Source organism: Aurantimonas sp. Leaf443 (assembly GCF_001425575.1).
In the GTDB taxonomy this organism is placed as follows: Bacteria; Pseudomonadota; Alphaproteobacteria; order Rhizobiales; family Rhizobiaceae; genus Leaf443.
Genome location: NZ_LMRD01000001.1, coordinates 714,984 through 741,644, shown reverse-complemented (window position 1 = coordinate 741,644; position 26,661 = coordinate 714,984). Strand labels below are relative to the sequence as shown.

Genomic DNA, 26,661 nt, shown 5'->3' with positions numbered 1-26,661 from the left:
CGGGCCGTCCGCGTTAGGTCGGGTGGATGGCTACAGATCGATCCTCCGGGCGCCTCTCCTTCATCCGGCGCTTCATCCACAACGAGGCCGCGGGCGGCCTCGTCCTCATGACCATGGCGCTCCTCGCGCTCGTCGTGGCGAACTCGCCGCTCGCGCCGGCCTATTTCGGAGTCCTGTCGACCTATGTCGGCGGTCTCTCCGTCCTCCACTGGATCAACGACGCGCTGATGGCGGTCTTCTTCCTGATGGTCGGACTGGAGATCAAGCGCGAGGTCCTGACGGGCCAGCTCTCCACCTGGCCGCAGCGCGTCCTTCCGGGCGTGGCGGCGGTCGGCGGCATGGCGGTGCCGGCGCTCGTCTATCTCGCCTTCAACACCGGCTCGCCCGAGACGCTGCGCGGCTGGGCGATCCCGGCCGCGACCGACATCGCCTTCGCGCTCGGCATTCTGTCGCTGCTCGGCCCGCGCGTGCCCCTGTCCCTCAAGGTCTTTCTCACCGCGCTCGCCATCATCGACGATCTGGGAGCGGTCGTCATCATCGCCCTGTTCTACACGGCCGACCTGAACTTCGCCGCCCTGGCCGGCGCGGCGGCCGTGGTGGCGCTCCTCGTCGCCATGAACCGGATGGGCGTCCACCGCATCGCCGCCTATGTCGTGCCCGGCGCCCTCCTCTGGTACCTCGTGCTCCTGTCGGGCATCCATGCGACGCTCGCGGGCGTCGTCCTGGCGCTCACGGTGCCGCTGGCGGTGGACCGGCGCACGGGCGACTCGTCCCTCGTGCGCCTCGAACACGCGATCCACCCCTATGTCGCGTTCCTCATCGTGCCGATCTTCGGCTTTGCCAATGCCGGCGTCTCCTTCGCCGGCGTCACACCCGCCGCCCTGCTCGCGCCCGTGCCGCTCGGCATCGCGGCCGGCCTCTTCGTCGGCAAGCAGATCGGCATCTTCGGCCTGTCCTGGGCCGTCATCCGCCTCGGCCTCGCCTCCCTGCCCGAGGGTGCCGGCTGGCGGCAGTTCTACGGGATCGCGCTCCTGTGCGGCATCGGCTTCACGATGAGCCTCTTCATCGGCCTTCTCGCCTTCCCGACCTCTCCGTCGCTGCAGGACGAGGTGAAGATCGGCGTCCTCCTCGGCTCGGTCCTGTCCGGCCTCGTGGCGACGGCCGTGCTCCTGAGCGCGCCCTCGCGGCAGGCCCGCACCGTCCACGCGGCCTGACGCGGGGCGGCCCTGCAAGGCCGCCACCCGGAAGCGGACAACGAAACCGGACGGCCGCACGAGCCGCCCGGTTCTTTCGATCTTTACACTACAAGTATATTTGGATAATCGTAGCGTCATGACCGATGACGCCGCCGTCGCCGCGCTTGCCGCGCTCGCCCATTCCGACCGCCTCGCCGCCTTCCGCATGCTGGTGCGCGCGGGACCGAACGGCATGGCCTCCGGCGCGATCGCCGAAGCGCTCGCCATTGCACCCACGCGGATGAGCTTCCATCTCGCGACGCTGGATCGGGCGGGCCTCCTGCGCTCCTGGCGCGACGGGCGGCGCATTCTCTACGCGGCGAGCTACGATGACATGCGCCGGCTCCTCGCCTTCCTCACCGAGGACTGCTGCTCGGGCAATCCCGAGATCTGCGGCGACCTCGGCGCTCCTGCCCTCGCCTGCAACCCGGAGACCTGCCGATGAGCGACTTCCGCCCCTACAATGTCCTGTTTCTCTGCACGGGAAACTCCGCCCGTTCGATCCTTGCCGAGAGCATCCTGCGCAAGGATGGCGCCGGTCGCTTCAACGCCTTCTCGGCGGGAAGCCAGCCGAAGGGCGAGGTCAACGGCATGGCGCTGGAAGTGCTGGCGGAGTTCGGATACCCGACCGACGGCATGCGCTCCAAGTCGTGGACCGACTATGCGCGCGCGGACGCGCCGGCCATGGATTTCGTCTTCACGGTCTGCGACCAGGCGGCCGGCGAGTCCTGTCCCGTCTGGCCGGGCCACCCCGTCACCGGGCACTGGGGGATCGAAGACCCGAGCCACGAGGCGCGCGGCGAAATCTGGAAACGCGCGGCCTTCACGCAGGCGTTTCGCTATCTGAAGAACCGCATCGCCGCCTTCACGGCCCTGCCGCTCTCCACGCTGGATCGTTCGAGCCAAACCGCGAAGGTCCGGCAGATCGGGCTCCTCGACGGCTCCTCCCAGCCCAGACTCGACGTCGCCTGAGGCCCCCATGACCGTCACGATCTACCACAATCCCGACTGCGGCACCTCGCGCAACACGCTGGAGATGATCCGCCAGTCCGGCGAGGCACCCGACATCGTCGAATATCTCAAGACACCGCCGAGCCGCGCCGTGCTGGTGGACCTCCTCGCTGCCATGGGCCTGCGCCCGCGCGACCTCCTGCGCCGCAAGGGCACGCCCTATGCGGAGCTCGGCCTCGACGATCCTTCCCTGTCCGACGACGCCATCCTCGACGCGATGCTGGCCCATCCGATCCTGATCGAGCGGCCGATCGTCGTCACGGCCAAGGGCGTCAGGCTCTGCCGCCCGTCCGAGGCCGTGCTGGACCTTCTCGACCGGCCGGTGGCGCGCTTCGTCAAGGAAGACGGCGAGATCGTCGCCGCGCCCGGCGCATCCTCGTGAGCGGGCCGGCCATGCCCGACCTGCCAAGCGCCCAGGGCGAGCACCTGCTCCCGATCGACGTCGCGCGCCTCGCCCTTCCCGGCGCGCCGCTTCACGCGCCGCGCATCCTCGTCCTCTACGGATCGCTGCGCGAGCGCTCCTTCTCGCGGCTCCTGTCGGAGGAGGCGGGGCGCCTGCTGACGCATTTCGGCTGCGAGGTGCGCAGCTTCGACCCGCGCGGCCTGCCGCTGCCCGACAGCGTCGCGGCGGACCACGAGAAGGTGGCGCAGCTGCGCCGGCTCGCGGAATGGTGCGAGGGCATGGTCTGGGTCAGTCCCGAGCGGCACGGCGCCATGACGGGCATCCTGAAGGCGCAGATCGACTGGATCCCGCTGAGCGACGGAGCGAAGCGGCCGACGCAGGGCAAGACGCTCGCGGTGATGCAGGTCTGCGGCGGCTCGCAGAGCTTCAACGCCGTGAACCAGATGCGCGTCCTCGGCCGCTGGATGCGCATGGTGACGATCCCCAACCAGTCCTCGGTGCCCAAAGCCTTCCTCGAATTCGACGAGGCCGGACGCATGAAACCCTCGGCGCTCTATGCCCGCGTCGTCGACGTGTGCGAGGAACTGGCGAAGTTCACCTGGCTCATGCGCGGGCGCACCGACCACCTGACGGACCGCTATTCGGAACGCGTCGAGAGCGCGGAAGACCTGTCGAAGCGCGTCAACCAGCGCGCGCTCTGACGGCGCGCGCCTCCTTCCGCCCCGCTTTTCCTCCGCGCGCTCGTCGCAGCGCCCGCCCGTCCGGATCCGCCATGCTCGCCCTTGCGATCTTCGTCGCCACGCTCGTCCTCGTCATCTGGCAGCCCCGGGGGCTCGGCATCGGCTGGTCGGCGCTCGGCGGCGCCGCCCTCGCTCTCGCTACCGGCGTCGTCGGCTGGGGCGATGTCGGCACGGTCTGGGAGATCGTGTGGGACGCGACCTTCACCTTCGTCGCCCTCATCGTCATCTCGCTGATCCTCGACGAGGCGGGGTTCTTCGCCTGGGCGGCGCTCCACGTGGCGCGCTGGGGCGGGGGAAGCGGGCGGCGGCTGTTCCCGCTGATCGTCCTCCTGGGCGCGGCCATCGCCGCGGTCTTCGCCAATGACGGCGCCGCGCTGCTCCTCACCCCGATCGTCCTCGCCATTCTCCTGCGCCTCGATTTTCCGCCCGCCGGCGCCCTCGCCTTCGTCGTCGCCTGCGGCTTCGTCGCCGACACGACCTCGCTGCCGCTCGTCGTCTCCAATCTCGTGAACATCGTCACGGCGAATTTCTTCGACGTCTCCTTCGGCCGCTACGCCGCCGTCATGGTGCCGGTGAACCTCGTCTCGCTCGCCGCGACGCTTCTCGTCCTGTGGATCTATTTCCGCCGCGACATCCCGGCGCGCTACGAGGTCGACGCGCTGGAGGCGCCGCGCGAGGCGATCCGCGACGCGGCCGTGTTCCGGGCGGCCTTTCCGCTGCTGGCGCTCCTGCTCATGGCCTATTTCGTCACCGGGCCGCTGGGCGTGCCGATCTCCTTCGTCACGGGAGCGGCGGCCCTCGTCCTGTGCGCGGTCGCCGGGCGCTGGTTCGCGGGCGGGCGCGGGGCCGTCGTGCCGCTGTCCAAGGTGCTGCGCGGGGCCCCCTGGCAGATCGTGCTCTTCTCGATCGGGATGTATCTGGTGGTCTACGGCCTCGGCAATGCCGGCCTAACCGCCATCGCGGCGGGCGTTCTCACCTGGCTCGGCGCGCAGGGCGCGCTCGTCGCCACGCTCGGCACGGGCTTCGTCGTCGCAGCCCTCGCCTCCGTCATGAACAACATGCCCGCCACCCTCGTCGGCGCCCTGGCGATCGACCGGGCCGAGGTCGCGCCGCTGACGCGCGAGCTGATGATCTACGCCAATGTCGTGGGCAACGATCTCGGGCCGAAGCTCACCCCGATCGGATCGCTGGCGACGCTTCTGTGGCTCCACGTGCTCGCCGGCAAGGGCCAGAAGATCGGCTGGGGCGCCTATATGAAGGTGGGCCTCGCCCTCACCCCGCCGGTGCTTCTGGCAACGCTTCTCGCGCTCTGGCTCTGGCTACCGCTCGTCTCCTGAGCCCGGCGCGCGTCACCCCTGCGAACGGGTGGCCGCGGCGGCCTCCTCGTCGGTCTCCTCGGGCGGATCGCGCCCCTCCCGCTCGGCGCTGACGCTAAGGCGCTGGTAGACGCCGAGGGCGACGATGAGCACGACGCCGGCCAGGAGCAGGAGCGTCGGATAGACCATCAGGCGCGGGTCCTCCTTGCCCGATTCGAACACCGTGACGAGCGCCTCCAGAAGGATCGCGATGATGATCGTGGAGATGAACTTCGTCAGGCTGCGCCGCGCCTCGCCGGGATTGCGCATCTCGCGCCCGCGGATCGCCTCCTCCTCCAGGAGATATTTGCCGACGTCGAAGACCGCGATCGCGATCACCGTGTAGCCCACCGCCTCCAGGGCGGTCGATCCGATGTCGCGATCGGTCATGCTGAAGCTCTGCCAGACGCCGTAGCCGGCATAGTAGATGAGAGCGCAGGCGAGGATCATCAGGACGAGGCTGGCGACGCCGAAGGCGAAACGCGTCAGGAAATCGAACACGCGCATTGAGACAGGGGACCTCGAAGCTGGGCAGGGCCGCCGTCGCGGCGCCCCGGGGCCGGTAAGATCGGCCGGCGCGCGCATTTCGCAAGATGCCGGAATTCCGAGCCGGCGTTTTATCGCGGCGGCCGGACGCCGGGCGCCGACCTCAGGACATCGCCCAGGCCGTCCATTCGGTGGAGAGGCCCTCGAGCGGGGCGTCGATGCGCAGGATGAGGCCATCCGGCGCGAACTCGATCATCGACGTGCCGCCGAACTCGGCGGCCAGGACGCGCTCCACGATGCGCACGCCGTAGCCCGTCCTGTCCGGCGCCTCGACCTGCGGGCCGCCCGTCTCGCGCCATTGCATCGAGAACTGGCCGTCCTCGCAGGCCCAGCGAACGAGCACGCTGCCGCCGACATTGGACAGCGCGCCGTAGCGCAGCGCGTTGTCGCCGAGCTCGTGCAGGGCGAGCGAGAGCATGGTGGCGATGCGCGGCTTCAGACGAAGGTCCGGCCCCTCGACGCGGATGCGGTCGCCGAAGCGGCTGTGGAGCGGGTCGAGCGCCCCCTCCACCACGTCGCGCAGCAGAGCGCTCGCCCAGGCCTCCTGCGTCAGCACGTCGTGGCTGCGCGCGATGGCCTGCAGCCGGCCGGCGACGGCGGCCGCGACATTGGCGGGCACGGAAGCGTCGCGCAGCGTCTGGAGAACGACGGTCTGAACGGTCGCCAGCGTGTTCTTCACACGGTGGTCGAGTTCGCGATTGAGGAGGAATCGGTGCTCCTCGGCGCGCTTGCGCTCGGTCACGTCGAGCTGGGAGGCGAAGAAATAGGTCAGCTCGCCATCCGCGAAGACGGGCGAGATGAGCACCGCGTTCCAGAAGGTCGAGCCGTCCTTGCGGTAGTTCAGGATGTCCACCTCGGTGGACACGCAGTCGGCGATGGCCTTGCGCAGCACCGCCACGTCCTCGTCCCGCGTCGCGGGCCCCTGCAGGAAGCGGCAGTTTCGCCCGAGGATCTCGGCGCGCTCGTAGCCCGTCAGCCGCACGAAGGCGTCGTTGCAGAAGACGATCGGGTTGTCGGGCAGGTTCGGGTCGGAGATCACCATCGGCATGCGCGTCGTGCGCACGGCCGAAGCGAAGGGGTCCTTGCTCCCGCCCGTCGGGATCAGCAGTTCCTCCGCGACGCTGGGGCGATCCAGGTCGTTCACGAGCATTTCCTTCCGCACCGGCGTTCGACCGCGAACACACCGTGCTCTTCTACTGGGTGTCGCGAACCTTGGATAGGCATCCGTTGGTGGCGAATACGCTCGGTCCGGCCGGCGGATCCTCGCAGGAGACGCCCCCCGCGTCCCTCGGCTCAGGCCGGCGGCGTCGCGCCCGCCGCCGCCGTTCGCAACGCACCGGCCGCCGCGATGAAATTGCGGATCTCCGTCATGCGGCGACGGGGATCGGTGACCTCCGCGTCGAGCCCCAGCTGCCAGGCGAGATCGCGGCGCTCGGGCGCGCTGTCGAGGGCGTCGATCCGGGCGGCATGGGCGAGAAGCGCGCCCTCGTCGCGGGCCAGCCCCTCGCCGACGAGGTCGCCCGCCTGGCGGCGCAGGGCGGCCGCGATCTCGGCGAGCGTCAGTTCCGGGTGATATTGCACGCCCCAGAACACCCCGCCGCCATGCCGGATCTCGGCGGCCTGGACGGGCGTGGCGTCCGTGCGGGCGAGGAGGATCGCGCCGTCCGGCAGGCGGGCGACCTCGTCGGAATGCATCGCGGGCGCCTCGAAGGACAGGGGGCGCCCCTTGAGGAGCGGGTGGCTGCGGCCCGCCTCCGTCGCCACGATGCCGCGCGCGAAGGCCGCCTCCGTGCCCGGGCGCCTCGGCTTGGTCGCGCCGCCCGCCGCGACGACCGCGATCTGCAGCCCGGCGCAGGAGCCGAAGGACGGCACGCCCGACGAAAAGACGCGGCGCATGAAGGCGGCGGCCGACCGGGCCTGCGGCGTCGCCTCGTACATGCTGATCGGGGAGCCGGAGAAAAATACCGCGTCGTGTCGGCGAAGCTCGGCCACGCTCGGCGCGTCCCCGCCGTCGACGCAGGAGCAGAGCTCGACATGGCAGCCGGGATCGAGCGCCCGGAGCGTCTCGGCGAAGGTCTCGTCCGAGGAAGCGCCGACCTCGCGGCGGCGCGCCTCGCGCTCTGTCGGGGTCTCGCTGGCGACGACGAGATAGCTGGCGGGCAAGGGGCGATCCGATCTCTGGAGGTCGGCCGCATATGGGTCGCGCGCGCCCGAGCGCCACCGCGTCGGCGCATCGGTCGCACGAGAGGGGACGGTCGCCCCGCCTGCCGCGTGAGAGGACGGCAGGCGGGGTCCGACGCGGCTCAGACCAGGGTCAGGCCGACATCGACATTGCCGCGCGTGGCGTTGGAATAGGGGCAGATCTCGTGGGCCGCGGCCATCAGGCGCTCGGCATCGGCGCGATCGACGCCCGGCAGGTCGACGGAGAGATCGGCCGTGATGCCGTAGCCGCCTTCCGAACGCGGGCCGAAGCCGATTTCCGCCGAGACCGTCGCCTCGGCCGGCACCTTCACGCCGACCTTCGAGGAGATCGCCTTCATGGCGCCGAGGAAGCAGGCGGAATAGCCGGCCGCGAAGAGCTTCTCGGGATTGGCCCCCTCGCCGCCCGGGCCGCCCATCTCCTTGGGGACGACGAGCTTCACGTCCACCGAGCCGTCGTCCGAGCGAGCGGCGCCGTCGCGCCCGCCGGTCGCCGTGGCGGAGGTCTTGTAGATGACGGTGACGGGCATGGGAGTGCTCCTTCCGGGATACGTTCGCCGAGCGGGCCGAAGCGGCGGCGGGACGATGAAACATGTCGCGATATTCAATATCGCGATAATCTTTTCTAGCCGGGGGATTGCGATCCGTCCAGACCCTTATCGCGATATCTGCTATCGTCGTCGCATTCGCCTCCTCGGACGCATCGCCATGGCCCGCCAGCCCACCCTGCCGCTCGACGAGCAGCTCTGCTTCGGCCTCTACGGGGCCTCGATGGCCATCGGGCGTCTCTACAAGCCGATGCTCGACCGACTCGGCATCACCTATCCGCAATATCTCGTCCTGCACGCGCTCTGGGAAACGCAGGAGCTGACGGTCGGCGCCATCGCAGACCGGCTGCTGCTGGACTCCTCGACCATCACGCCGCTGGTCAAACGGCTGGAGGCGGCCGGTCTCGTGGAGCGCACGCGCAGCCGCAGCGACGAGCGGCAGGTTCTGGTGCGGGCGACCGAGGAGGGGCGCGACCTCAAGGACCGCTCGGCCTGTCTCGGCGAGGCGCTGCTCTCCGCCTCCGGCCTGACGCTGGAGCGCGTGCGCGACCTCACGCAGGAGGTGCGCGCCCTGCGCGACGCGCTCACCGCGGCGCTGCGCGAGCGCTGACGGCGGCCGGAGGCGGGACGGAAGGAGGCGGGACGGCCCCAAATCGCTTAATCCAGATGAGTCGCAGCCTTCGCGATCCCGCCCAACGATCTGTTTCGTCTGAGATTCTTGACCGGGCGGGACGGCACCTGCCGAAGGCCAAGGCTTGGCGGAGCCGCGTTCGAGCGCCACATAGGAGGCTGACCCGAAAATCGGACGCTGCGCGGCTCCGGCCCCGCAGCGTCGTTGGAAAGCTGAGATCCATGAGCGTCGCCTTCGTCAAGGAACCCAATGACAGCCAGGTCGAGGTCCTGCCCGATCGCGAGCTCGGCGAGGATCCCAACATCGTCACCGAGACGGGCATGGCGCTGATCGACGGCGAGGTGGCCCGTCTCGAGGCGGAGCTGGAGACGGCGCGCGCGGCCGACGACAAGATCGCCATGGCCACGATCGCGCGCGACCTGCGCTACTGGCGCGCCCGCCACGCCACGGCCGAGGTGACGGCGGCGCCGAGCGAGCCGACGAGCGTGCAGTTCGGCTGCCGCGTCGAGCTGGAGCGCGACGACGGCCGCCGCCAAACCTTCCGCATCGTCGGGATCGACGAGGCCGACCCGACCAAGGGGCTCCTCTCCTATCTCGCGCCGATCTCGCGTGCGCTGATGGGCAAGGAAGTCGGGGACGAGGTGACCGCGGGCACCGGCAAGGCCGAGATCGTCGAGATCGCCGCGGACTGAAGGGCAGCGCAGGTTCCGTCCGGCGTGATGCGCGGCACCACCGTCCGCAGGTTTCGCTAGGCGCGGCGGTAGCGCTGTGATGCTCTCGCGGCCATGACGAATCGCTTTTTCCCCGCCCGAAAGGGCCGCCCGTGACCGCCCGCGCCCTGATGATCCAGGGCACGGGGTCGGATGTCGGCAAGTCGCTGATCGTGGCGGGTCTGGCGCGCGCCTATGTCCGGCGGGGCCTTCGCGTCGCGCCCTTCAAGCCGCAGAATATGTCGAACAACGCCGCCGTCACGGCGGACGGCGGAGAGATCGGCCGCGCGCAGGCGCTGCAGGCCCGCGCCGCCGGGCTCGCGCCCAGCGTCCACATGAACCCCGTGCTTCTCAAGCCGCAGAGCCAGGTCGGCGCGCAGATCGTGGTGCGCGGGCGCGTGGCGGGCCAGGCCAGCGCGCGCGACTATCAGGCGTGGAAGCCCCGCCTCATGGAGAGAGTGCTCGAGAGCTTCGCCCATCTGCGCGCGAGCGCCGATCTCGTCCTCGTCGAAGGCGCGGGCAGCGCCTCGGAAATCAACCTGCGGGTCGGCGACATCGCCAATATGGGATTCGCGCGGGCGGCGGCCGTGCCGGTGATCCTCGTCGGCGACATCGACCGCGGCGGCGTCATCGCGCAGATCGTCGGCACGCGCGCCGTCGTCGATCCGCTCGACGCGGCCATGGTGCGCGGCTTCATCGTCAACCGCTTCCGCGGCGACCCGACCCTCTTCGCCGACGGGATGACCGCCATCGAGCGGCTGAGCGGCTGGCCCTCGCTCGGCCTCGTGCCGCATCTGCCCGAGGCCGCCCACCTGCCCGCCGAGGACGCGCTCTCGCTCGGCGCCAAGGCGTCCGCGACGGAGGGCGAGGTCACCGTCGCGGCGATCGTCCTGCCCTCCATCGCCAATTTCGACGATCTCGACCCGCTGGAGGCCGAGCCCGGCCTGCGCCTCGTGCTCGTGCGCCCGGGCGAGGCGATCCCGCCGGAGGCGGCCCTCGTCGTCCTGCCGGGGTCGAAGACGACGATCGCCGACCTCGGCGCCCTGCACGCCGCGGGCCTCCATCACGACCTCGCCGTGCACCACCGGCGCGGCGGCGCGATCCTGGGCGTCTGCGGCGGCTACCAGATGCTGGGCACGCGCCTCCGCGACCCGCACGGGCTGGAAGGGCCGGCGGCAAGCGTCGATGGACTCGGCTTTCTCGACGTCGAGACCATTCTCACCGCGACGAAGAGCCTGGCGCCGGTGAGCGGCCTCACCCTTCCCGGCGGCATTCCCTATCGCGGCTACGAGATGCATGTCGGCGAGACCTCCGGCCCGGGGCGCGGGCGGCCCTTCGGGACCCTCTCGGACGGGCGCGCCGAAGGCGCACGCAGCGCGGACGGGCTCGTCGCCGGCACCTATGTGCACGGCCTCTTCACGGACGACCGGCAGCGCGCAGCGCTCCTCAGGGCGCTCGGTCTCGCCCCGTCCGCGCTCGCCTTCGAGCGGCGCATCGAGGACGCGCTCGACGCGCTTGCCGACCATCTGGAACGGCATGTCGATCTCGACCGGCTTCTGACGCTGGCGGCCTGACGCGCCAGAGCGCGCAGGACCATTCCCGGCCACGCGACCCGCTCGTCAGTTCATTTCGATTTCTGGGGAAGATTGGTCGGAGCGAGAGGATTCGAACCTCCGACCCCTTGGACCCCATCCAAGTGCGCTACCAGGCTGCGCTACGCTCCGACTGCGAGAACCCCTAGAGAAAACCGAGGCGCCGCGCAAGGGATTCGATGCGCATGGCCCAGGATACTGGCAGGCCGGGAAGCGGCGCGGCTCAGCGCACCTGATCGAGCAGGCGCTTGCATTCCAGAAGCTGCAGGATCACCCGGTCCAGCGCCTCGACGCTGTCGCGCGGCAGGGCGCGCCCGGCACTCTCGGAATTGCCCTGTGCCATCGGGGGTTCGCGCCGCATCAGTCCTGCCAGTCCCTTGCTCTTGTGGTCGCCCGCCGTCTCGGGGCGCTGGGGCGCCGAGGGCGGGACGGCGTTCGGCGAGAGGCCGACGATCCTGTCGAGCTCGTCGAACTCCGGTTCGGCCTCGCGATCCGCGCCCTCGTGGAAATCCTCCGGCTCGGGGACGAAGACCTCGGGCTCGTCCGGATGGGCGGGCGCCTGGGGCAGAGAAAGGCCGTCCTCGCCGCGCCCGAGCGCCATGACCGCGCGGTTGCCGTTCTCCTTCAGGATCTTCTGCACGCCCCGGATGGTGAAACCCTTGACGTAGAGGAGGTGGCGGATGCCCTTCAGGAGCTCGACATCGTCCGGCCGGTAGTAGCGGCGACCACCGGCCCGCTTCATCGGGCGGATCTGCTGGAAGCGCGTTTCCCAGAAGCGCAGCACATGCTGCGGCAGGTCGAGATCCTCCGCCACCTCGCTGATGGTGCGGAAGGCGTCGATGCTCTTGTCGTTCACGGGCGGGCCCGGCGCGCTGGACTGCGCACCGCTACTCGGCGGCCTTCAGGGCGGAGAACTCGCGCTGCGAGGACTGCCGCTCGACATGCGCCTGCAGGATGCGGTCCTTCATCACGTTGGACGGCTTGAACACGGCGACGCGGCGCGGCGAGATCGGCACTTCCTCGCCCGTCTTCGGGTTGCGGCCGACGCGTTCGTTCTTCTCGCGCACGAGGAAGGAACCGAAGGAGGAGATCTTCACGGACTCGCCCTTGGCGATCGTCGAACAGATCTCTTCCAGGACCATCTCGACGAGGTAGGCCGATTCCGTCCGCGAAAGCCCGATCTTGCGGAAGACGGCCTCCGTCAGGTCGGCCCTCGTCAGGGTCTTGTCACCCATCGATATCCCCTAAACCAGCTGGACCGGAGGCGCTCCCCAACGCCCGCCGATCGCTCGAACGAGCGCTACATTAACGAATTGCGCATGGCAATCAAGGGACTGGCCTCACCAGCGCACCAGGACCGCCCCCCAGGTGAAGCCGCCGCCCATCGCCTCGAGCAGGACAAGGTCGCCGCGCTTCACGCGTCCGTCCCGCACGGCCGTGTCGAGCGCGAGCGGAATGGAGGCCGCGGAGGTGTTGCCGTGCCGGTCGACGGTCACGACCACCTTCTCGGGCGAAATGCCGAGCTTGCGGGCGGAGGCGTCGATGATGCGCCGGTTGGCCTGGTGCGGCACGAACCAGTCGATGTCCCCGGCGCCGAGGCCCGTGGCAGCGAAACTGTCCTCGATCACGTCGGTGATCATGCCGACGGCGTGCTTGAAGACCTCGCGGCCCTCCATGCGCAGCTTGCCGACCGTGCCCGTGGAGGACGGACCGCCGTCGACATAGAGCTTCTCGCGATGGCGCCCGTCCGAGCGCAGCTTGGAGACGAGGATGCCGGGGCGCTCCGCCCCCTCCTCCGCCTCGAACCCCTCGAGCACGAGGGCGCCGGCCCCGTCGCCGAAGAGGACGCAGGTCGTGCGGTCGTTCCAGTCGAGAAGGCGCGAGAAGGTCTCGGCGCCGATGACGAGGACGCGCCGCGCCATGCCGCCGCGAATGTAGAGGTCGGCCGTGGTCAGCGCGTAGACGAAGCCCGAGCACACGGCCTGCACGTCGAAGGCGAAGCCCGTCGTGATACCCAGCCGCTCCTGGATCTGCACGGCGGAGGCGGGAAAGGTGTTGTCGGGCGTCGAGGTGGCGAGGATGATGAGGTCGATGTCGGTCGGCACGAGGCCGCTGGCCGCGAGCGCGCGGCGCGCGGCCTCCGTGCCGAGCGAGACCGTCGTCTCCCCCTCGCCCGCGATGTGGCGCTGCTCGATGCCGGTGCGCTGGCGGATCCACTCGTCGGACGTCTCCACGACGCCCTCGAAATCGGTGTTGCGCATGATGCGCTCGGGCAGGACGGAGCCGGTGCCGAGGACGCGCGAGGCGAGGATCGTCGTCATTGCGCGGCTCCCGGCAGGATGGTGGGCGCGGCGGGCTCGGGAGCCGCCTCGTCGGAGACGCGATGGTGGAAGGTCTGGAGGTCGGCTTCGATCTTGGCGAGCAGGCCGTCGCTCGCCATCGCGTAGGCGAGGTCCATCGCGGCCGCCACGCCCTCCGCGTCGGCGCTGCCATGGCTCTTGATGACGATGCCGTTGAGGCCGAGGAACACGCCGCCGTTCACCTTGTTGGGGTCCATCTTGTCGCGCAGCCGGTCGAAGGCGCTCTTGGCGAGGAGATAGCCGAGCTTGGCCATCCAGGTGCGCGTCATCGCGGCCTTGAGATAGCCGGCGATCTGGCGAGCCGTGCCCTCGGCCGTCTTCAGCGCGATGTTGCCGGTGAAGCCTTCCGTCACGACGACGTCCACCGTGCCCTTGCCGAGGTCGTTGCCCTCCACGAAGCCGTGATACTCGATGCCGGGCATCTCGGTCTCCTTGAGGAGACGGCCGGCCTCGCGGATCTCGTCCTGGCCCTTCACCTCCTCGACGCCGATATTGAGGAGGCCGACGGTCGGGCGCTCGAGCCGGAAGAGCGCGCGCGCCATGGCGCCGCCCATCATGGAGAAGTCGATCAGCTGCTGGGCGTCCGCGCCGATCGTGGCGCCGACGTCGAGGACGATGCTCTCGCCGCGCAGGGTCGGCCAGATCGCGGCGATCGCCGGGCGCTCGATATTGGCCATGGTGCGCAGGCAGAACTTTGCCATGGCCATCAGCGCGCCGGTATTGCCGGCCGAGACGGCGACATGCGCCTCGCCCGTCTTCACCGCCTCGATCGCGCGCCACATGGAGGAGCGGTAGCGCCCCTGGCGCAGCGCCTGGCTCGGCTTGTCGTCCATGCGGATCGACACGTCGCAATGATGGAAGGTCGAGACGGCCTTCAGCGCGGGATGGCGGTCGAGCACGGGCAGCACGGCGTCGCTCTCGCCGAACAGGACGAAGCGCGCGTCGGGATGGCGCTGCTGCGTGATCGCGACGCCGGCCAGCACCACAGCCGGGCCGTGGTCGCCGCCCATCGCGTCGACGGAGATTGTGATCGGGTCTGACTTGCTCAAATGCCGCTCGCCTGAACGCGCCATCCGGTGCGGCGCCGCGGGAACATAACCGTTCGGCTGGGAACGGCAATCGAATGCGCCGCTTTCACGAGCGGCCCTCGTCGTTGGCAGGCCCGATCGAACGCAGGATATCGAAGGCCGAGCGCGCAGGGTCGGCGTCGGGATCGTCCTCGACCACGGCCTCGAAGGCCTCGCCGCTGCGGCGGGGATAGGGATCGAGCCCGAGCGAGAGGATCTCGGCGAGATAGGGGCCGAGGTCGATGCGGTCGCCGGCGAAGGGCTCGGGACTGTCGTCGCCCTCCGGATCGATGAAGAGCTCGCCGCCCTCCATCTCGGGCGGCCGCGCCAGACGCGAATTCTGCGGCACGAAGACGAGATCGACGGGCTCGTCGACGCTCTGCGTCACCGGCTCGAGCGTTACCACCGATTCCTGCACCACGACGGCCGAGAGCGAGCCGCGCACCGAGATGCCGTCGGCCCGCCAGGCCTTGACGAGGAGGCCGGCGCGCAGGCGCTCCACCGCTAGGATGCCGAGCTGGTCGGCGAGGCCCTCGCGCTCCTGCGGGCCCGCCTCGAAGTCGATGGGCATGCCGGCCTTGGGCAGCTTGACCACCGAGGCCCAGAGCGACAGGGGATTCTTGCGGTTCTTCATGGCAGGTGCTTCGTCTTCAGCGCGCCGGCGAGGATGTCCTCGTCGGACGTGGCGTTCATCGCGTCCCGTGCCTCGATCATATAGGCGGCGAGCGCCCGCGCCGCATCACCGGCCGGGTCGGTGCCGGGCGGCAGGACGCGCCCCGGCAGGGCGGCGGCGAGCGCGGGCAGCGGCTCGGGCCCGTCATAGGCGGCGTCGTAGCCGGCCACGCGCTCGTAGAACATGCCGGCGAGCTTCTTCATGCGCTTGGGCACGGACTGGTCGCCGACGCCGAGCTCGCGGATCGAGGCGTCGAGATCGGTCATGAAACGGTCGAGCACGTCCTGCGACAGGGCCTTCAGCGCGGGGTCGCCCGCACAGCGCCGCAGGAGCAGGTGCACGTGGACGCCGAGCGCCTCGAAGCGGCCGAGCGGCGTGTCCGGCACGCCCATCCGGGCGTAGAGCGGCGGCTGGCGGGCCGCCTCCACCAGGGTCGCGAACAGCGCGTCGACGATCTCGCGGTTGCGCCGGCGCAGCTTGAAGGCTTTGAACATCAATGGGTCCGGTGCGGAAGCATACGCGCCGTGCGGTGCCACAGCGCCGCTTCGATTGCAACGCCGCGGCAGGTGCTTTACCAAGGCCGCCGAGCGCAGGCGTCGGGCCGAACGCGGCCGGCGGGAGGCCGGTCCCGCCTCGGCCGGCGCCCGGGTCCGGTCGGCGAACGCCGCCGCCGGCGCCAAGCGTTCCATGCTGTGTGAGGGGCAATGACAGAAACGACCCGCCTGATCCGCCTGTCCCGTCTGGCCGCGCTGGCGCTCGGCACCGCCGGCGCCCTGACGCTGCCGGCCTGCTCGACCCAGGAAGTGATGAACCAGGGCTACGTCGTCGACGACAAGACGATCGAGCTCGTGCCGACCGGCTCCAGCCGCGAACAGGTGCTGCTCGCGCTCGGCTCGCCCTCGACCAAGGCGACCTTCGACACGGAGGTCTTCTACTACATCTCGCAGAAGCGGGTGCGCCCCGTCGCTTTCATGAACCCGCGCCTCGTCGACCAGCGCATCCTGGCCGTCTACTTCAACGAGCAGGGCACGGTGGAGCGGTTGGCCAATTACGGCCTGCAGAACGGCGTGCCCTTCGACTTCATCTCGCGCACGACGCCCACGGGCGGCAAGGATGCGAGCTTCCTCGGCCAGATCCTGGCGCCGGGCGCCCCGCCGCGCGTCGGCTCGCAGCGCCCCGGCCCGCTCGGCCAGTAGGCGTCCGCCATCCGCCAGACGAACGGAAGGGCCCCGCGACCGGCGTCGCGGGGCCCTTCTTCGTTCGGCAGAGCGCGCCCGGCACGAAGGCGCCGGGCGAGGACCGCTCACTGATGCGCGAGGATCGCCAGCAGCAGCAGCGCCACGATATTGGTGATCTTGATCGCCGGGTTCACGGCCGGCCCCGCCGTGTCCTTGTAGGGATCGCCCACCGTGTCACCGGTGACGGAGGCCTTGTGCGCGTCCGAGCCCTTCATGTGGCGCACGCCGTTCTGATCGACGAAGCCGTCCTCGAAGCTCTTCTTGGCATTGTCCCAGGCCCCGCCCCCCGAGGTCATGGAGATGGCGACGAAGACGCCGGTGACGATCACGCCGAGCAGCATGGCGCCGACGGCCGAGAAGGCCTGGCTCTTGCCGGCGATGAGAAGCACCGCGAAATAGACGACGATGGGCGCGAGCACCGGCAGGAGCGAGGGCACGACCATCTCGCGGATGGCCGCGCGCGTCAGCATGTCGACGGCGCGCGCATAGTCCGGCCGCTCGGTGCCGGCCATGATGCCCGGCTTCTCCTTGAACTGGCGCCGGACCTCCTCCACGACCGAACTCGCCGCGCGGCCGACGGCCGTCATGGCGATGCCGCCGAAGAGGAAGGGGATGAGTCCACCGAGGAGGAGGCCGACGACGACGAAGGGGTTGGTGAGCGAGAAGTCCGGCGTCACGCCCTGGAAATAGGGGTAGCCCCGGCCCGCCGCCGCTTCCGCCACGAAATACTGGAGATCGTAGTTGTAGGCGGCGAAGAGGACGAGCGCGCCGAGCCCGGCCGAGCCGATGGCGTAGCCCTTGGTGACGGCCTTGGTCGTGTTGCCGACCGCGTCCAGCGCGTCGGTCGACTTGCGCACGTCCGGCGGCAGACCCGCCATCTCCGCGATGCCGCCGGCATTGTCGGTGACGGGGCCGAAGGCGTCGAGCGCCACGATCATGCCGGCGGTGCCGAGCATGGCGGTGACGGCGATGCCGGTGCCGTAGAGGCCGGCGAGCTGGAAGGTGGAGACGATGCCGCCGACGATGACGAGCGTCGGGAGGGCGGTGGATTCCAGCGAGACGGCGAGGCCCTGGATGACGTTGGTGCCGTGCCCGGTCACCGAGGCCTGGCTGATGGAGCGCACCGGGCGGAAGCCGATGCCGGTGTAGTACTCGGTGATCCAGACGATGAGCCCGGTCACCGCGAGGCCGATGACGCCGCAGACGAAGAGGTTGAGGCCGTTCAGCACCTCGCCCGAGGCCATGGCGCCGAGATCGCCGAAGCCGATGGTGGCCTGCGTGGCGACCGCCAGCCCGACGATCGACAGGAGCGTCGTCGCCCACAGGCCCTTGTAGAGCGCGCCCATGATCGAGCCGTTGGTGCCCAGGCGCACGAAGAACGTGCCGACGATCGAGGTGAGGATGCAGGCGCCGCAGATGGCGAGCGGATAGGCCATGACGGTGCCAACCATCGCCGTGCCGCCGAAGAAGATGGCGCCGAGCACCATCGTGGCCACGACCGTCACCGCGTAGGTCTCGAAGAGATCGGCCGCCATGCCCGCGCAGTCGCCGACATTGTCGCCCACATTGTCGGCGATGGTCGCCGGGTTGCGCGGGTCGTCCTCGGGGATTCCGGCCTCGACCTTGCCGACGAGATCGCCGCCGACGTCGGCGCCCTTGGTGAAGATGCCGCCGCCGAGACGCGCGAAGATCGAGATCAGCGAGGCGCCGAAGCCGAGCGAGACGAGCGCGTCGATGACCGTGCGGTCCGACGGCGCGAAGCCGAACTGCGAGGTGAGGACGAGGAAGTAGACGGTGACGCCGAGGAGCGCGAGGCCGGCGACGAGAAGGCCGGTGATGGCGCCCGACTTGAAGGCGATGTCGAGGCCGAGGCTCAGCGACTTGGAGGCCGCCTGCGCCGTGCGCACGTTCGCCCGCACCGAGACGTTCATGCCGATGAAGCCGGCAAGCCCCGACAGGACCGCACCGACGAGGAAGCCGACGGCGGCGAAGAGCGACAGGAGGCCCCAGGTGGCGAGGAAGACCACGGCGCCGACGATGGCGATGGTCGTGTACTGGCGGGCGAGATAGGCCTGCGCGCCCTCGCGGATGGCGCCCGCGATCTCCTGCATCCGTGCGTTGCCCTGGTCGGCGGCAAGCACGGAGCGGGTGGCGAAGGCCGCATAGACGATTGCGAGCACCCCGCAGAGTGCGACTGTCATCAGGATTGTCGGCATGTATTCCCCCCGCTGATCGGCCGATACGTTGCCGGCCGCCTCGTTATCCGGGCGCATGGGGGATGGATGCCCGCCGTCCCCCCACGCCAGGCAAGGGGAGGTTATCGAAGGGGCGGGGGACGTCAAGCGAGGGTTGACCGCAGGGGGCGCGAGCGGAGCGCGGGCGCGTCGCCTCCGAAGAGCACCGCGGGGCGGCGCGTTCAGGCGCCGGTGCCGCGCCCCTCGCCGCGCGTGCGGCGCGCGATACGGTCGAGCACGGCGTTCACGAGGCCCGGCTCGTCGGCATTGTAGAAGGCGCGCGCGACGTCGAGATATTCGGTGATGACGACGGCGACCGGCACGTCGCGGCGGTTGACCACCTCGTAGGCGCCCGCCCGCAGGATGGCGCGCAGCGTCGTGTCGAGGCGCGAGAGGGGCCAGTCGTCGGGCAGCGAGGTGTGGATCAGCGGGTCGAGCGCGGTCTGCCCGCGCACGACGCCCGAGACGACGTCCCGGAACCAGGCCGCATCCGCATCGCGATAGGTCTCGCCGTCGATCTCCTGCCCGAGCCGGAAGGACTCGTATTCGGCCACCGTCTCGAGCAGCGGCGTGCCGCCGACATCCATCTGGTAGAGCGCCTGCACGGCGGCGAGCCGTGCGGCGCCGCGCTTGTTGGCGGGCTTTACGGGACGCGTGTCGTTCTGCGGATCGGCCATGGGTTCAGCCCCCGAGCTTTTCGCGCAACGCGATCATGTGCAGCGCCGTGCGCGCCGCGCCCCCGCCCTTGTCCTTGCGGCGCATGTCGGCGCGCTCGATCGCCTGCTCCTCGTTCTCCACCGTCAGGATGCCGTTGCCGATGGCCAGTCCTTCCATGGAAAGCTGCAGGATGCCGCGGCAGGACTCGTTGGCGACGATGTCGAAATGGTAGGTCTCGCCGCGGATGACGCAGCCGAGGGCGACGTAGCCGTCGTAGTTGCGCCCGCCGTCCTCGGCGCCGGTCAGCGCGAAGGAGATGGTGGCGGGAATCTCCAGCGCGCCCGGCACGGTGACGACGTCGTAGGTCGCACCGGCCGCGTCCAGCGCGGCCTTGGCGCCCTCGAGCGCGAGGTCGGCGAGGTGGTCGTAGAAGCGTGCCTCGACGATCAGGAGATGCAGGGCCATGGCCGGACGATCCTTCTTCACAACGAATGCGGAACGCGCGGCGCGCTGCGTCGCATCGTCGAGCGGGATGCGACGGAGCGATGGGCGGGCGAGACGCGCGGGAAACTCACGATGCCCGGCCTACTGCGCCGATGCGGATCGCTGCGACCCGGCCGGCGCGCCGAACAGGCGCTCCGCATAGCGCGCAATCTGATCGACCTCAAGGTTCACGCGGTCTCGCGGCTGCCGCAGGCCCCAGGTCGTGACCTCCAGCGAGTGCCGGATGAGGAGGACGTCGAAGGCGTCGTCCTCGACGGCGTTCACCGTCAGCGACGTCCCGTCGAGGCAGACCGAGCCCTTGCGGGCGATGAAGCGGGCCTCCCCCGGACCGGCGCGGAGGCGGAAGCGCACCGCCTCCCCCTCCTCCCGCCGCGACAGGATCTCGGCCTGCCCGTCGACATGGCCGGAGACGAGATGGCCGCCGATCTCGTCCCCGATCCTCAGGGAGCGTTCGAGGTTGATCGCGGTGCCCTCGGCCCAGGTCGATGCGGTCGTCAGGCGCAGCGCCTCCTCCCAGGCCTCCACCTCGAACCAGCGCGTGCCGTCCTCGGGCAGGCGCGTGACGGTGAGGCAGACGCCGGAACAGGCGATCGAGGCGCCGATGGCGATCGTGGCGGGGTCGTAGGCGGTCTCGACGCGCAGGCGACGGCCGGCCTCCAGTTCCTCGACGCGGGCGATGCGCCCGACATCGGTGACGATACCCGTGAACATCCGGTCTTCCCGTGGCTTGTCCGCCGGCCCTCCCGCTCAGCGGCGGGGGCCGCGCAGATCGAATTCGTGCCAGAGGTCTTCGCCGAAGCGGTCGTGGCGGGCAAGGCGAAAACGCGTCTTCGCCTCAGGGAGCGTCACCGGCGCGTCGACGCCGTCCGCCCCGATCGTCACCGGCCCCTCGACGAGGATGAGGCGGTCGACCAGATCCTCGGCGAGGAAGCTGCGGGCGATGGTGGCGCCGCCCTCGACGAGGACGGTCATCGTGCCGGTGGCGCCCAGATCCTCGAGAAGCTCGGGGAGCGCGACGCGGCCGGTGCCGGGCACGGTCTCGCAGGCGAGGAAGCCGAAGCCCATCGCCTCGAGCGCCTGCCGGCGCATTCCGTCGACATTCGGCAGGACGGCCAGCTGCGTCGGTAGGGATTTCGCGCCGCGCGCGAAGGCCGAAGCCGGATCGAGGCGGAGCATGGGATCGAGCACGATGCGGCGCGGCGAGCGGGCGCCGAGCCCGGGCAGCCGGCAGTCGAGGCGCGGGTCGTCCTCGGCCACCGTGCCGATCCCGACGAGGATCGCGTCGCTCTGGGCGCGCACGAGATGGGTCTGCCGGTCGGCGACGGGCCCGGTGATCTTCACCTGTCCCCCGCCCCTGCGGCCGATCTTGCCGTCGCGCGAGACGGCGATCTTGAGCGTGACCTGCGGGCGGTTGCGGGCGTGCCGGGTGAGGTAGCCGGACAGGCGCTCGGCCGCCTCGCGGGCGAGGAGGCCGGGCACGACGGTGAGGCCCGCGGCGCGCAGGATCCCGTGGCCGCGCCCGTCCACCCGCACGTCCGGATCGGCGGAGGCCGAGACGACGCGCGCGATGCCGGCGGCCACGAGCGCCTCGGCGCAAGGGGGCGTGCGGCCGTGATGAGCGCAGGGCTCGAGCGTGACATAGGCGGTCGCGCCGATGGCCAGCGCGCCGGCCTCGGCCAGCGCCGCCGTCTCCGCATGCGGGCGGCCGCCGAGCGCTGTGACGCCGCGCCCGACGATCACCGGCCCGGCCCCGTCGTCGCGCACGACGAGCGTCGCGACCGAAGGGTTCGTCGCCGTCAGTCCGCGATGGCGCTCGGCGAAGCGGATGGCGGCGGCCATAAAGCGCCGGTCCTCTTCGGTCGCGACGGCCTCGGGAACGGGCATGGGAACTATCTCCGCTGGAGCCACGAGATCAGCCCTGCGGGTCCTGCCCGTCGCCATGCGCCTTGTCGGCCCGGGCGATCTCGTCGATGAGCTGCCCGAAATCGCGGGCGCCGTGGAAATTCCGGTAGACGGAGGCGAAGCGCACATAGGCGACGTCGTCGAGGCCCTTCAGCGCCTCCATCACGCGCTCGCCGATCGTGTCGGAAGCGATCTCCGCCTCGCCGGACTGTTCGAGCTGGCGCACGATGCCGGCGATCAGCCGCTCGACGCGCTCGGGATCGACCGGACGCTTGCGCAGCGCCGTCTCGACGGAGCGCGCGAGCTTGTCGCGGTCGAAGAGAACGCGGCGGCCGGACTTCTTCAGCACCATCAGCTCGCGCAGCTGCACGCGCTCGAAGGTGGTGAAGCGGCCGCTGCAGTCCGGGCAGATCCGACGCCGCCGGATCGCCCCGCCGTCCTCGGCGGGGCGCGAGTCCTTCACCTGGCTGTCCATCGAACCGCAATAGGGACAGCGCATATGTGTCGATCAGCCGAGGTTCGGGTAGATCGGGAAGCGGCCGGTGAGCTGCAGCACCTTGTCGTGCACGCGCTTCTCGACCGCCGAATTGTCGCCGCCGGGGCCGACGGAGACGAGCCCGTCGAGCACCTCGACGATCAGCTTGCCGACCTCGCGGAACTCGGCCGTGCCGAAGCCGCGGGTGGTGGCGGCCGGGGTGCCGAGGCGGATGCCGGAGGTGATGGTCGGCTTCTGCGGGTCGTTCGGCACGCCGTTCTTGTTGCAGGTGATGGCGGCGCGGCCGAGCGCGATCTCGGACTCCTTGCCCGTCAGGTTCTTCGGGCGCAGATCGACGAGCATGAGATGGGTGTCGGTGCCGCCGGAGACGATGTCGAACCCGCCCTCCTTCACCGTCTCGGCGAGAACCTTGGCGTTCTCGGCGACGGCCGTCATGTAGGCGCGGTACTGCGGCGTCAGCGCCTCGCCGAAGGCGGCCGCCTTGCCGGCGATGACATGCATGAGCGGGCCGCCCTGGAGGCCGGGGAAGATCGCCGAGTTGATCTTCTTGGCGATGGCCTCGTCATTGGTCAGGACGAGACCGCCGCGCGGCCCGCGCAGCGTCTTGTGCGTCGTCGAGGTCGCGACATGGGCGTGCGGGAACGGGCTCGGATGCTGGCCGCCGGCGACGAGGCCGGCGAAATGGGCCATGTCCACCCAGAGGATCGCGCCGACCTTGTCGGCGATGGCGCGGAACCGGGCGAAATCGATGCGGCGCGAATAGGCCGAGCCGCCCGCGACGATGATGGTGGGCTTCGATTCCTCGGCGAGGCGCTCCACCTGATCGTAGTCGATGAGGCCGGTGGCGAGATCCAGACCGTACTGGACGGCGTTGAACCACTTGCCCGAGAGGTTCGGCTTGGCGCCGTGCGTGAGATGGCCGCCCGCGTCGAGGCTCATGCCGAGCAGCGTGTCGCCGGGCTTGGCGAGCGCCAGGAGCACCGCCTGGTTGGCCTGGCTGCCCGAGTTCGGCTGCACGTTGGCATATTCGCAGGAGAAGAGCTTCTTGGCGCGGTCGATGGCCAGATCCTCGACCACGTCCACGAACGCGCAGCCGCCGTAGTAGCGCCGCCCCGGATAGCCCTCGGCATATTTGTTGGTGAGGATCGACCCCTGCGCCTCGAGCACCGCGCGCGAGACGATGTTCTCGGAGGCGATCAGCTCGATCTCGTTCTGCTGGCGGGCCAGTTCGTCCTTCATGGCGGCGTAGAGCGCGGGATCGCGGTCGCCGAGCATGCCGGTGAAGAAGGTCTCGGTCAGAGACGTGTCGTCGGCGCGGGTCGCCTGGCTCATCGCTAAAGTCCTCGAACTGATGGTTTCGATCTCGGATACGAAGCGGGCGGGCCTCGTCCAGCGCCCTTATCACAGGCGGCACGCGGCACCAACACGCGCGTTGCCGCGGCCCGGAACGGCAAGGGCCGGCGCCTCCCGGCGCCGGCCCATCCGGATCTGTCGGCGGGAGAGGCGCGAGGGCTCAGTAGCCCTCGTCGTCGCCGCGCGCGTAGGGGTTCTGCTGGTCGGCGGCGTAGGCCGTGGTCGTCAGCTCGCTCATCGCCAGCTGCTCGACGCCGTCGCGGTGGTAGATGTCGTCGCGGAACTGCACGACGGTCGGGTCCGTCGCCCAGGCGGTGACGTAGGTGAAGAAGACCGGCACCGGATGGGTGAGGTCGATGTCCTGGCGCTGGCGCGTGGCGATGACCTGCTCGATGCGCTGGCGGTCCCAGCCCGGCTCGTCGCGGGCGAGCCAGACGATGAGGTCGCGCACGTTCTGCACGCGCACGCAGCCCGAGGAGGCGAAGCGCATCAGCTCGGAGAACAGGCCCTGCTGCGGCGTGTCGTGCATGTAGACGGCATGCGGGTTCGGGAAGTTGATCTTCACCGAGGCCATCGCGTTGTTCTTGCCGGGATTCTGGCGGAACAGGTACTTCACCGCCTCCTCGGTCTGCCAGTTGATGGACTGCGGCGGGATCTCCGTGCCGTCGGCGGCGAAGATGTGGATCTCGTTCCGCTCCAGATAGGTCGGGTCCTTCTGCATCAGCGGAATGATGTCGCGCCGCACGATGGACGCCGGCGCGTGCCAGTAGGGATTGAGGTTCAGGTTGGTGATCTGCGAGTTCAGGATCGGCGACTGGCGGTCGATCTTGCCGACGACGGCCGTGTGGCGCTGCACGACGCGGCCGTTCTCCACCGCCTCGATGGAAGCGGCCGGGATGTTGACCATGACGAAGCGCGGCGCCGGGGCCTGCACCATCGGCTCGTTCTGCAGCCGGTTCATGTTCGTCATGAGCTGGCCGAGCCGAAGATCGGCCGGCACGTTCAGCGCCTTGTAGGTGTAGGTCGAGACGACGCCGTCCGCCGGCAGTCCGTGGCGGGCCTGGAAGCGCTTGGCGGCGGCGTCGACGAAACTGTCGAAGGCGCCGGACTGGACGCGGTCCTGCGCGAGGTCGCCGGACATGGCGAGGCGCTGGCGCAGCGCGGCGACGGCCGGGCCCTCGACGCCGAGCTTCATCGGCGCCTGGTCCGGCACCATCGGCCAGCCGCCCATGGCCACGATCTGCCGGTAGCTCTCGATGGCCGCCTGGGTGGATTGCAGCGTGCTCGTCGAGAAGACCGGCGAGTTCGAGGCCACCTGCTTCACGTTCGAGCCGCGCATGTCGAACTGGTCGTCCCAGTTGCCGCGACTGGGCGCCGAGAGAAGGTCGTCGATGGCGTTCTGCGCGAGCGCCGAACCCGCGAAGGCCGTGAGCCCTGCGCCCGCCGTTCCCAGAACGAAGGCGCGGCGCGTGAGCGCGGAAGCGGCGAGCGTGGTCTTCTTGGTCTTCATCGGTCCCCCGTCGACCGGATCGATGTCCGGCGGTCGAAACTAGCCGCGCATGCTTAACCGGAGGCTAACGAAGGCGTCGTCCGCCGCAGCGCGGCATGGGGCTCAGATGACGAGGAGGTAAGCCGCGACAATGCGGCCAAAGCGTGAAGCCGGGCACAATCCGGCGTGATGCGGGCGGCCGTCGCGACGGGTCCGGCCGGGATCGGGCGCATGGCGACCGGCCTCGCGAAGCCCCTGAAACGCCGAAACCCCGCCGGCCGTCATGGCCGCGGGGCGTCGGGCGGGCGCCGTCATGGGCCCTTGCGCGCGCCATCATGGCGGCGCCCGTCCGGTCCGGGTTCTCCCGGTCAGAGACGATAGGCGATCGTGTCGTTCCAGAAGCGGTCGAGCCGCTGCAGCGAGCGGTTGAGCTTCTGGAACTCCTGTTCGTCGAGGCCGCCCACCTTGTCGATGGAGCCGATATGGCGGTCGTAGAGATCGGCGACGACCGCGGCGACCTCGCGGCCCGCATCGGTCAGCGACACGCGCACGGCGCGCCGGTCGATGCGCGACTTCTGGTGGTTGATGAAGCCGAGCTCGACGAGCTTCTTCAGATTGTAGGAGACGTTCGAGCCGAGATAGAAGCCGCGGGTGCGCAGCTCGCCCGCCGTGAGCACGGAATCGCCGATGTTGAACAGGAGCAGCGCCTGCACGGCGTTGATATCGGTGCGCTCGTTGCGGTCGAACTCGTCCTTGATCACGTCCAGGAGCCGGCGGTGCAGCCGCTCGACCAGTTGCAAGGTCTCAAGATAGAGGGACTTCAGTTCAGTCTTCGGTTCCATGGGTTGAGCACTGTCGAGATTCGACTTGGCGTTCATGGGTCGGGCTCCGCTGTTGTGCGATGGATTTTTCGAGTCACTCCATCTTGAGGCCGACACTAGGCACCCCCTCTAAAATTCGACTTAAACCACAGACTTAACAGCACCTTGCGCGTGGCCGACACCGTTGCTTGATTAACGTGAAGTGTTTCGCGTCGCTTCTACAGGGCTTGGTAACCCTCGGCCGACGAACCGGCCGCGCGTGACTTGCAGCGGCCTTGATCCGACGCCCGCGACGCCCAGTCCGGGCAGTCGGACGCCCGATCAGTAGCCGCGGGCGCGGCGCTTCTCCCGCCAGCCGATGAGGCGCAGGATCAGGAGCATGGTGAGGCCGAAGAGGTGCAGGGCCGGCAGCACGAGGCCGGGGCCGAAGAGATGCGGGAAGCCCACATGCATCATCACCTCGGTCGTGGCGATCAGAACCCAGATCACGACGCCCCAGGTCGCCGGCAGCCAGAGCCCCATCGCGGCCACGGGATAGAGGACGGCGAGCGCGGGCGTGGCGATCTTCCACCAGACGGGCATCAGGTCGAAGCGCGAGAGCGGTCCGTCGAAGATGCCGACGAGGCGGATCCAGCAGCCGATACCGATCCAGAAGAGCGCGACCGAGAAGAGACGCAGGAGCCAGATCGTCAGACGGCGGTTCAGGCGCTCCTCCGATTCGGCGCCGATCGGCTTCAAGAGGCGCCTCCCCGCATCTGTCGTCCGGGCTTCGTGCGGGCGGAACCCGGGCGGCGGCGCGCGGCGTTGCGAAGGGCGGCACGGGCTGGGACGAGGGTGGGCACCCCCGTTCCGTAGAGCATTGCGGAAAGGATCGTCAATCTTGCGGGGGGCATCCGC

General features: G+C 69.9%; 30 protein-coding genes and 1 tRNA gene. 10 read left to right on the top strand and 21 right to left on the bottom strand.

Annotated elements, in window-relative coordinates; all coding sequences use genetic code 11:
* Positions 1 to 26 precede the first annotated feature (26 nt).
* From nhaA to ASG48_RS03310, 6 genes are all read left to right on the top strand, one after another.
* Complete coding sequence (gene nhaA / locus ASG48_RS03335; RefSeq protein WP_055845072.1) at positions 27 to 1,214, top strand: Na+/H+ antiporter NhaA; 1,188 nt, start codon at positions 27 to 29, stop codon at positions 1,212 to 1,214.
* 118 nt (positions 1,215 to 1,332) lie between these two features.
* The gene (locus ASG48_RS03330) at positions 1,333 to 1,680 is read left to right on the top strand and encodes a helix-turn-helix domain-containing protein (protein WP_055845070.1); all 348 of its coding nucleotides are present in this window, start codon (positions 1,333 to 1,335) and stop codon (positions 1,678 to 1,680) included.
* On the top strand, positions 1,677 to 2,207 hold the full coding sequence (locus tag ASG48_RS03325; protein ID WP_055845067.1) for an arsenate reductase ArsC: 531 nt from the start codon (positions 1,677 to 1,679) through the stop codon (positions 2,205 to 2,207). The genes ASG48_RS03330 and ASG48_RS03325 overlap by 4 nt, the downstream gene beginning before the upstream one ends.
* A gap of 7 nt (positions 2,208 to 2,214) precedes the next feature.
* The gene (gene arsC, locus ASG48_RS03320; protein ID WP_055845063.1) at positions 2,215 to 2,628 is read left to right on the top strand and encodes an arsenate reductase (glutaredoxin); all 414 of its coding nucleotides are present in this window, start codon (positions 2,215 to 2,217) and stop codon (positions 2,626 to 2,628) included.
* 11 nt (positions 2,629 to 2,639) lie between these two features.
* The gene (gene arsH, locus ASG48_RS03315; protein WP_055845467.1) at positions 2,640 to 3,350 is read left to right on the top strand and encodes an arsenical resistance protein ArsH; all 711 of its coding nucleotides are present in this window, start codon (positions 2,640 to 2,642) and stop codon (positions 3,348 to 3,350) included.
* Positions 3,351 to 3,421: 71 nt separating this feature from the next.
* Positions 3,422 to 4,726, top strand: coding sequence for an arsenic transporter (locus tag ASG48_RS03310; protein WP_055845060.1), 1,305 nt, complete (start codon positions 3,422 to 3,424; stop codon positions 4,724 to 4,726).
* A 12-nt stretch (positions 4,727 to 4,738) separates the two neighbouring features.
* Here ASG48_RS03310 and ASG48_RS03305 read toward each other — a convergent pair whose 3' ends face one another.
* The 4 genes from ASG48_RS03305 to ASG48_RS03290 form a co-directional block, all read right to left on the bottom strand.
* Positions 4,739 to 5,251 (bottom strand): hypothetical protein, encoded by a 513-nt coding sequence (locus tag ASG48_RS03305; RefSeq protein WP_055845058.1) that lies wholly within the window; start codon positions 5,249 to 5,251, stop codon positions 4,739 to 4,741.
* Between the two features lie 142 nt (positions 5,252 to 5,393).
* Positions 5,394 to 6,434, bottom strand: a complete 1,041-nt coding sequence (locus tag ASG48_RS18915) for an HWE histidine kinase domain-containing protein (RefSeq protein ID WP_162243893.1) — start codon at positions 6,432 to 6,434, stop codon at positions 5,394 to 5,396.
* A 149-nt stretch (positions 6,435 to 6,583) separates the two neighbouring features.
* On the bottom strand, positions 6,584 to 7,453 hold the full coding sequence (locus ASG48_RS03295) for a type 1 glutamine amidotransferase (RefSeq protein ID WP_055845052.1): 870 nt from the start codon (positions 7,451 to 7,453) through the stop codon (positions 6,584 to 6,586).
* Positions 7,454 to 7,593: 140 nt separating this feature from the next.
* A complete protein-coding gene (locus ASG48_RS03290; protein WP_055845049.1) occupies positions 7,594 to 8,019 on the bottom strand; it encodes an organic hydroperoxide resistance protein in 426 nt (141 codons plus the stop codon).
* Between the two features lie 178 nt (positions 8,020 to 8,197).
* Here ASG48_RS03290 and ASG48_RS03285 point away from each other — a divergent pair, with 178 nt between their 5' ends.
* From ASG48_RS03285 to ASG48_RS03275, 3 genes are all read left to right on the top strand, one after another.
* A complete protein-coding gene (locus ASG48_RS03285) occupies positions 8,198 to 8,647 on the top strand; it encodes a MarR family transcriptional regulator (RefSeq protein ID WP_055845046.1) in 450 nt (149 codons plus the stop codon).
* Between the two features lie 242 nt (positions 8,648 to 8,889).
* Complete coding sequence (gene greA, locus ASG48_RS03280; protein ID WP_055845043.1) at positions 8,890 to 9,360, top strand: transcription elongation factor GreA; 471 nt, start codon at positions 8,890 to 8,892, stop codon at positions 9,358 to 9,360.
* A 149-nt stretch (positions 9,361 to 9,509) separates the two neighbouring features.
* The gene (locus ASG48_RS03275) at positions 9,510 to 10,952 is read left to right on the top strand and encodes a cobyric acid synthase (protein WP_055845465.1); all 1,443 of its coding nucleotides are present in this window, start codon (positions 9,510 to 9,512) and stop codon (positions 10,950 to 10,952) included.
* Positions 10,953 to 11,025: 73 nt separating this feature from the next.
* Here the strand turns inward: ASG48_RS03275 and ASG48_RS03270 are convergent.
* From ASG48_RS03270 to ASG48_RS03240, 7 genes are all read right to left on the bottom strand, one after another.
* Positions 11,026 to 11,102, bottom strand: a tRNA-Pro gene (locus tag ASG48_RS03270).
* Between the two features lie 91 nt (positions 11,103 to 11,193).
* The gene (locus ASG48_RS03265) at positions 11,194 to 11,826 is read right to left on the bottom strand and encodes a MerR family transcriptional regulator (RefSeq protein ID WP_055845039.1); all 633 of its coding nucleotides are present in this window, start codon (positions 11,824 to 11,826) and stop codon (positions 11,194 to 11,196) included.
* Between the two features lie 31 nt (positions 11,827 to 11,857).
* Positions 11,858 to 12,205 carry an integration host factor subunit alpha gene (locus ASG48_RS03260; protein ID WP_055845034.1) on the bottom strand — a complete coding sequence of 116 codons (348 nt, stop codon included), beginning with the start codon at positions 12,203 to 12,205 and terminating at the stop codon, positions 11,858 to 11,860.
* A 105-nt stretch (positions 12,206 to 12,310) separates the two neighbouring features.
* Complete coding sequence (locus tag ASG48_RS03255; RefSeq protein WP_055845462.1) at positions 12,311 to 13,282, bottom strand: beta-ketoacyl-ACP synthase III; 972 nt, start codon at positions 13,280 to 13,282, stop codon at positions 12,311 to 12,313.
* Positions 13,283 to 13,287: 5 nt separating this feature from the next.
* On the bottom strand, positions 13,288 to 14,379 hold the full coding sequence (gene plsX, locus ASG48_RS03250; protein WP_280137993.1) for a phosphate acyltransferase PlsX: 1,092 nt from the start codon (positions 14,377 to 14,379) through the stop codon (positions 13,288 to 13,290).
* 85 nt (positions 14,380 to 14,464) lie between these two features.
* Complete coding sequence (locus ASG48_RS03245) at positions 14,465 to 15,031, bottom strand: DUF177 domain-containing protein (protein ID WP_055845029.1); 567 nt, start codon at positions 15,029 to 15,031, stop codon at positions 14,465 to 14,467.
* Positions 15,028 to 15,564 carry a ubiquinol-cytochrome C chaperone family protein gene (locus ASG48_RS03240; protein ID WP_082529193.1) on the bottom strand — a complete coding sequence of 179 codons (537 nt, stop codon included), beginning with the start codon at positions 15,562 to 15,564 and terminating at the stop codon, positions 15,028 to 15,030. Before ASG48_RS03240 ends, ASG48_RS03245 begins: the two co-directional genes overlap by 4 nt.
* A gap of 210 nt (positions 15,565 to 15,774) precedes the next feature.
* On the opposite strand from ASG48_RS03240, the gene ASG48_RS03235 reads away from it, so the two are divergent.
* Positions 15,775 to 16,266, top strand: coding sequence for an outer membrane protein assembly factor BamE (locus ASG48_RS03235; protein WP_055845025.1), 492 nt, complete (start codon positions 15,775 to 15,777; stop codon positions 16,264 to 16,266).
* A 107-nt stretch (positions 16,267 to 16,373) separates the two neighbouring features.
* Here the strand turns inward: ASG48_RS03235 and ASG48_RS03230 are convergent, their stop codons facing one another.
* The 10 genes from ASG48_RS03230 to ASG48_RS03185 form a co-directional block, all read right to left on the bottom strand.
* Positions 16,374 to 18,524, bottom strand: coding sequence for a sodium-translocating pyrophosphatase (locus tag ASG48_RS03230; RefSeq protein WP_055845459.1), 2,151 nt, complete (start codon positions 18,522 to 18,524; stop codon positions 16,374 to 16,376).
* 200 nt (positions 18,525 to 18,724) lie between these two features.
* Entirely contained in the window at positions 18,725 to 19,219 is a 495-nt protein-coding gene (gene nusB / locus ASG48_RS03225; RefSeq protein WP_055845023.1) for a transcription antitermination factor NusB, read from the bottom strand.
* Between the two features lie 4 nt (positions 19,220 to 19,223).
* Positions 19,224 to 19,664: a 6,7-dimethyl-8-ribityllumazine synthase gene (locus tag ASG48_RS03220; protein WP_055845020.1), complete on the bottom strand. Its 441-nt coding sequence runs from the start codon at positions 19,662 to 19,664 to the stop codon at positions 19,224 to 19,226.
* Between the two features lie 120 nt (positions 19,665 to 19,784).
* The gene (locus ASG48_RS03215) at positions 19,785 to 20,414 is read right to left on the bottom strand and encodes a riboflavin synthase (protein WP_055845017.1); all 630 of its coding nucleotides are present in this window, start codon (positions 20,412 to 20,414) and stop codon (positions 19,785 to 19,787) included.
* Between the two features lie 36 nt (positions 20,415 to 20,450).
* Positions 20,451 to 21,587 (bottom strand): bifunctional diaminohydroxyphosphoribosylaminopyrimidine deaminase/5-amino-6-(5-phosphoribosylamino)uracil reductase RibD, encoded by a 1,137-nt coding sequence (gene ribD / locus ASG48_RS03210; RefSeq protein ID WP_055845014.1) that lies wholly within the window; start codon positions 21,585 to 21,587, stop codon positions 20,451 to 20,453.
* Positions 21,588 to 21,615: 28 nt separating this feature from the next.
* Positions 21,616 to 22,104, bottom strand: a complete 489-nt coding sequence (gene nrdR, locus ASG48_RS03205) for a transcriptional regulator NrdR (RefSeq protein WP_055845010.1) — start codon at positions 22,102 to 22,104, stop codon at positions 21,616 to 21,618.
* A 9-nt stretch (positions 22,105 to 22,113) separates the two neighbouring features.
* Positions 22,114 to 23,433, bottom strand: a complete 1,320-nt coding sequence (gene glyA / locus ASG48_RS03200; protein WP_055845007.1) for a serine hydroxymethyltransferase — start codon at positions 23,431 to 23,433, stop codon at positions 22,114 to 22,116.
* A 181-nt stretch (positions 23,434 to 23,614) separates the two neighbouring features.
* Complete coding sequence (locus ASG48_RS03195) at positions 23,615 to 24,964, bottom strand: L,D-transpeptidase family protein (protein WP_055845004.1); 1,350 nt, start codon at positions 24,962 to 24,964, stop codon at positions 23,615 to 23,617.
* Positions 24,965 to 25,311: 347 nt separating this feature from the next.
* On the bottom strand, positions 25,312 to 25,821 hold the full coding sequence (locus ASG48_RS03190; RefSeq protein WP_055845001.1) for a MarR family winged helix-turn-helix transcriptional regulator: 510 nt from the start codon (positions 25,819 to 25,821) through the stop codon (positions 25,312 to 25,314).
* 264 nt (positions 25,822 to 26,085) lie between these two features.
* Entirely contained in the window at positions 26,086 to 26,502 is a 417-nt protein-coding gene (locus tag ASG48_RS03185) for a DUF6163 family protein (protein ID WP_055844997.1), read from the bottom strand.
* Between the last annotated feature and the right edge of the window lie 159 nt (positions 26,503 to 26,661).

Bases quoted from the DNA above. Each gene is read 5' to 3' on its own strand.
- nusB (WP_055845023.1), bottom strand. From the start codon at position 19,219: ATGGCCGATCCGCAGAACGACACGCGTCCCGTAAAGCCCGCCAACAAG.
- ASG48_RS03260 (WP_055845034.1), bottom strand. From the start codon at position 12,205: ATGGGTGACAAGACCCTGACGAGGGCCGACCTGACGGAGGCCGTCTTC.
- ASG48_RS03230 (WP_055845459.1), bottom strand. From the start codon at position 18,524: ATGCCGACAATCCTGATGACAGTCGCACTCTGCGGGGTGCTCGCAATC.
- nhaA (WP_055845072.1), top strand. From the start codon at position 27: ATGGCTACAGATCGATCCTCCGGGCGCCTCTCCTTCATCCGGCGCTTC.
- ASG48_RS03310 (WP_055845060.1), top strand. From the start codon at position 3,422: ATGCTCGCCCTTGCGATCTTCGTCGCCACGCTCGTCCTCGTCATCTGG.
- ribD (WP_055845014.1), bottom strand. From the start codon at position 21,587: ATGCCCGTTCCCGAGGCCGTCGCGACCGAAGAGGACCGGCGCTTTATG.
- ASG48_RS03190 (WP_055845001.1), bottom strand. From the start codon at position 25,821: ATGAACGCCAAGTCGAATCTCGACAGTGCTCAACCCATGGAACCGAAG.
- ASG48_RS03290 (WP_055845049.1), bottom strand. From the start codon at position 8,019: ATGCCCGTCACCGTCATCTACAAGACCTCCGCCACGGCGACCGGCGGG.
- arsH (WP_055845467.1), top strand. From the start codon at position 2,640: ATGCCCGACCTGCCAAGCGCCCAGGGCGAGCACCTGCTCCCGATCGAC.
- ASG48_RS03195 (WP_055845004.1), bottom strand. From the start codon at position 24,964: ATGAAGACCAAGAAGACCACGCTCGCCGCTTCCGCGCTCACGCGCCGC.
- greA (WP_055845043.1), top strand. From the start codon at position 8,890: ATGAGCGTCGCCTTCGTCAAGGAACCCAATGACAGCCAGGTCGAGGTC.
- ASG48_RS03235 (WP_055845025.1), top strand. From the start codon at position 15,775: ATGACAGAAACGACCCGCCTGATCCGCCTGTCCCGTCTGGCCGCGCTG.
- ASG48_RS03220 (WP_055845020.1), bottom strand. From the start codon at position 19,664: ATGGCCCTGCATCTCCTGATCGTCGAGGCACGCTTCTACGACCACCTC.
- ASG48_RS03285 (WP_055845046.1), top strand. From the start codon at position 8,198: ATGGCCCGCCAGCCCACCCTGCCGCTCGACGAGCAGCTCTGCTTCGGC.
- ASG48_RS03305 (WP_055845058.1), bottom strand. From the start codon at position 5,251: ATGCGCGTGTTCGATTTCCTGACGCGTTTCGCCTTCGGCGTCGCCAGC.
- ASG48_RS03245 (WP_055845029.1), bottom strand. From the start codon at position 15,031: ATGAAGAACCGCAAGAATCCCCTGTCGCTCTGGGCCTCGGTGGTCAAG.
- glyA (WP_055845007.1), bottom strand. From the start codon at position 23,433: ATGAGCCAGGCGACCCGCGCCGACGACACGTCTCTGACCGAGACCTTC.
- ASG48_RS03215 (WP_055845017.1), bottom strand. From the start codon at position 20,414: ATGTTCACGGGTATCGTCACCGATGTCGGGCGCATCGCCCGCGTCGAG.
- ASG48_RS03325 (WP_055845067.1), top strand. From the start codon at position 1,677: ATGAGCGACTTCCGCCCCTACAATGTCCTGTTTCTCTGCACGGGAAAC.
- ASG48_RS03275 (WP_055845465.1), top strand. From the start codon at position 9,510: ATGATCCAGGGCACGGGGTCGGATGTCGGCAAGTCGCTGATCGTGGCG.
- nrdR (WP_055845010.1), bottom strand. From the start codon at position 22,104: ATGCGCTGTCCCTATTGCGGTTCGATGGACAGCCAGGTGAAGGACTCG.
- ASG48_RS03330 (WP_055845070.1), top strand. From the start codon at position 1,333: ATGACCGATGACGCCGCCGTCGCCGCGCTTGCCGCGCTCGCCCATTCC.
- arsC (WP_055845063.1), top strand. From the start codon at position 2,215: ATGACCGTCACGATCTACCACAATCCCGACTGCGGCACCTCGCGCAAC.
- ASG48_RS03240 (WP_082529193.1), bottom strand. From the start codon at position 15,564: ATGTTCAAAGCCTTCAAGCTGCGCCGGCGCAACCGCGAGATCGTCGAC.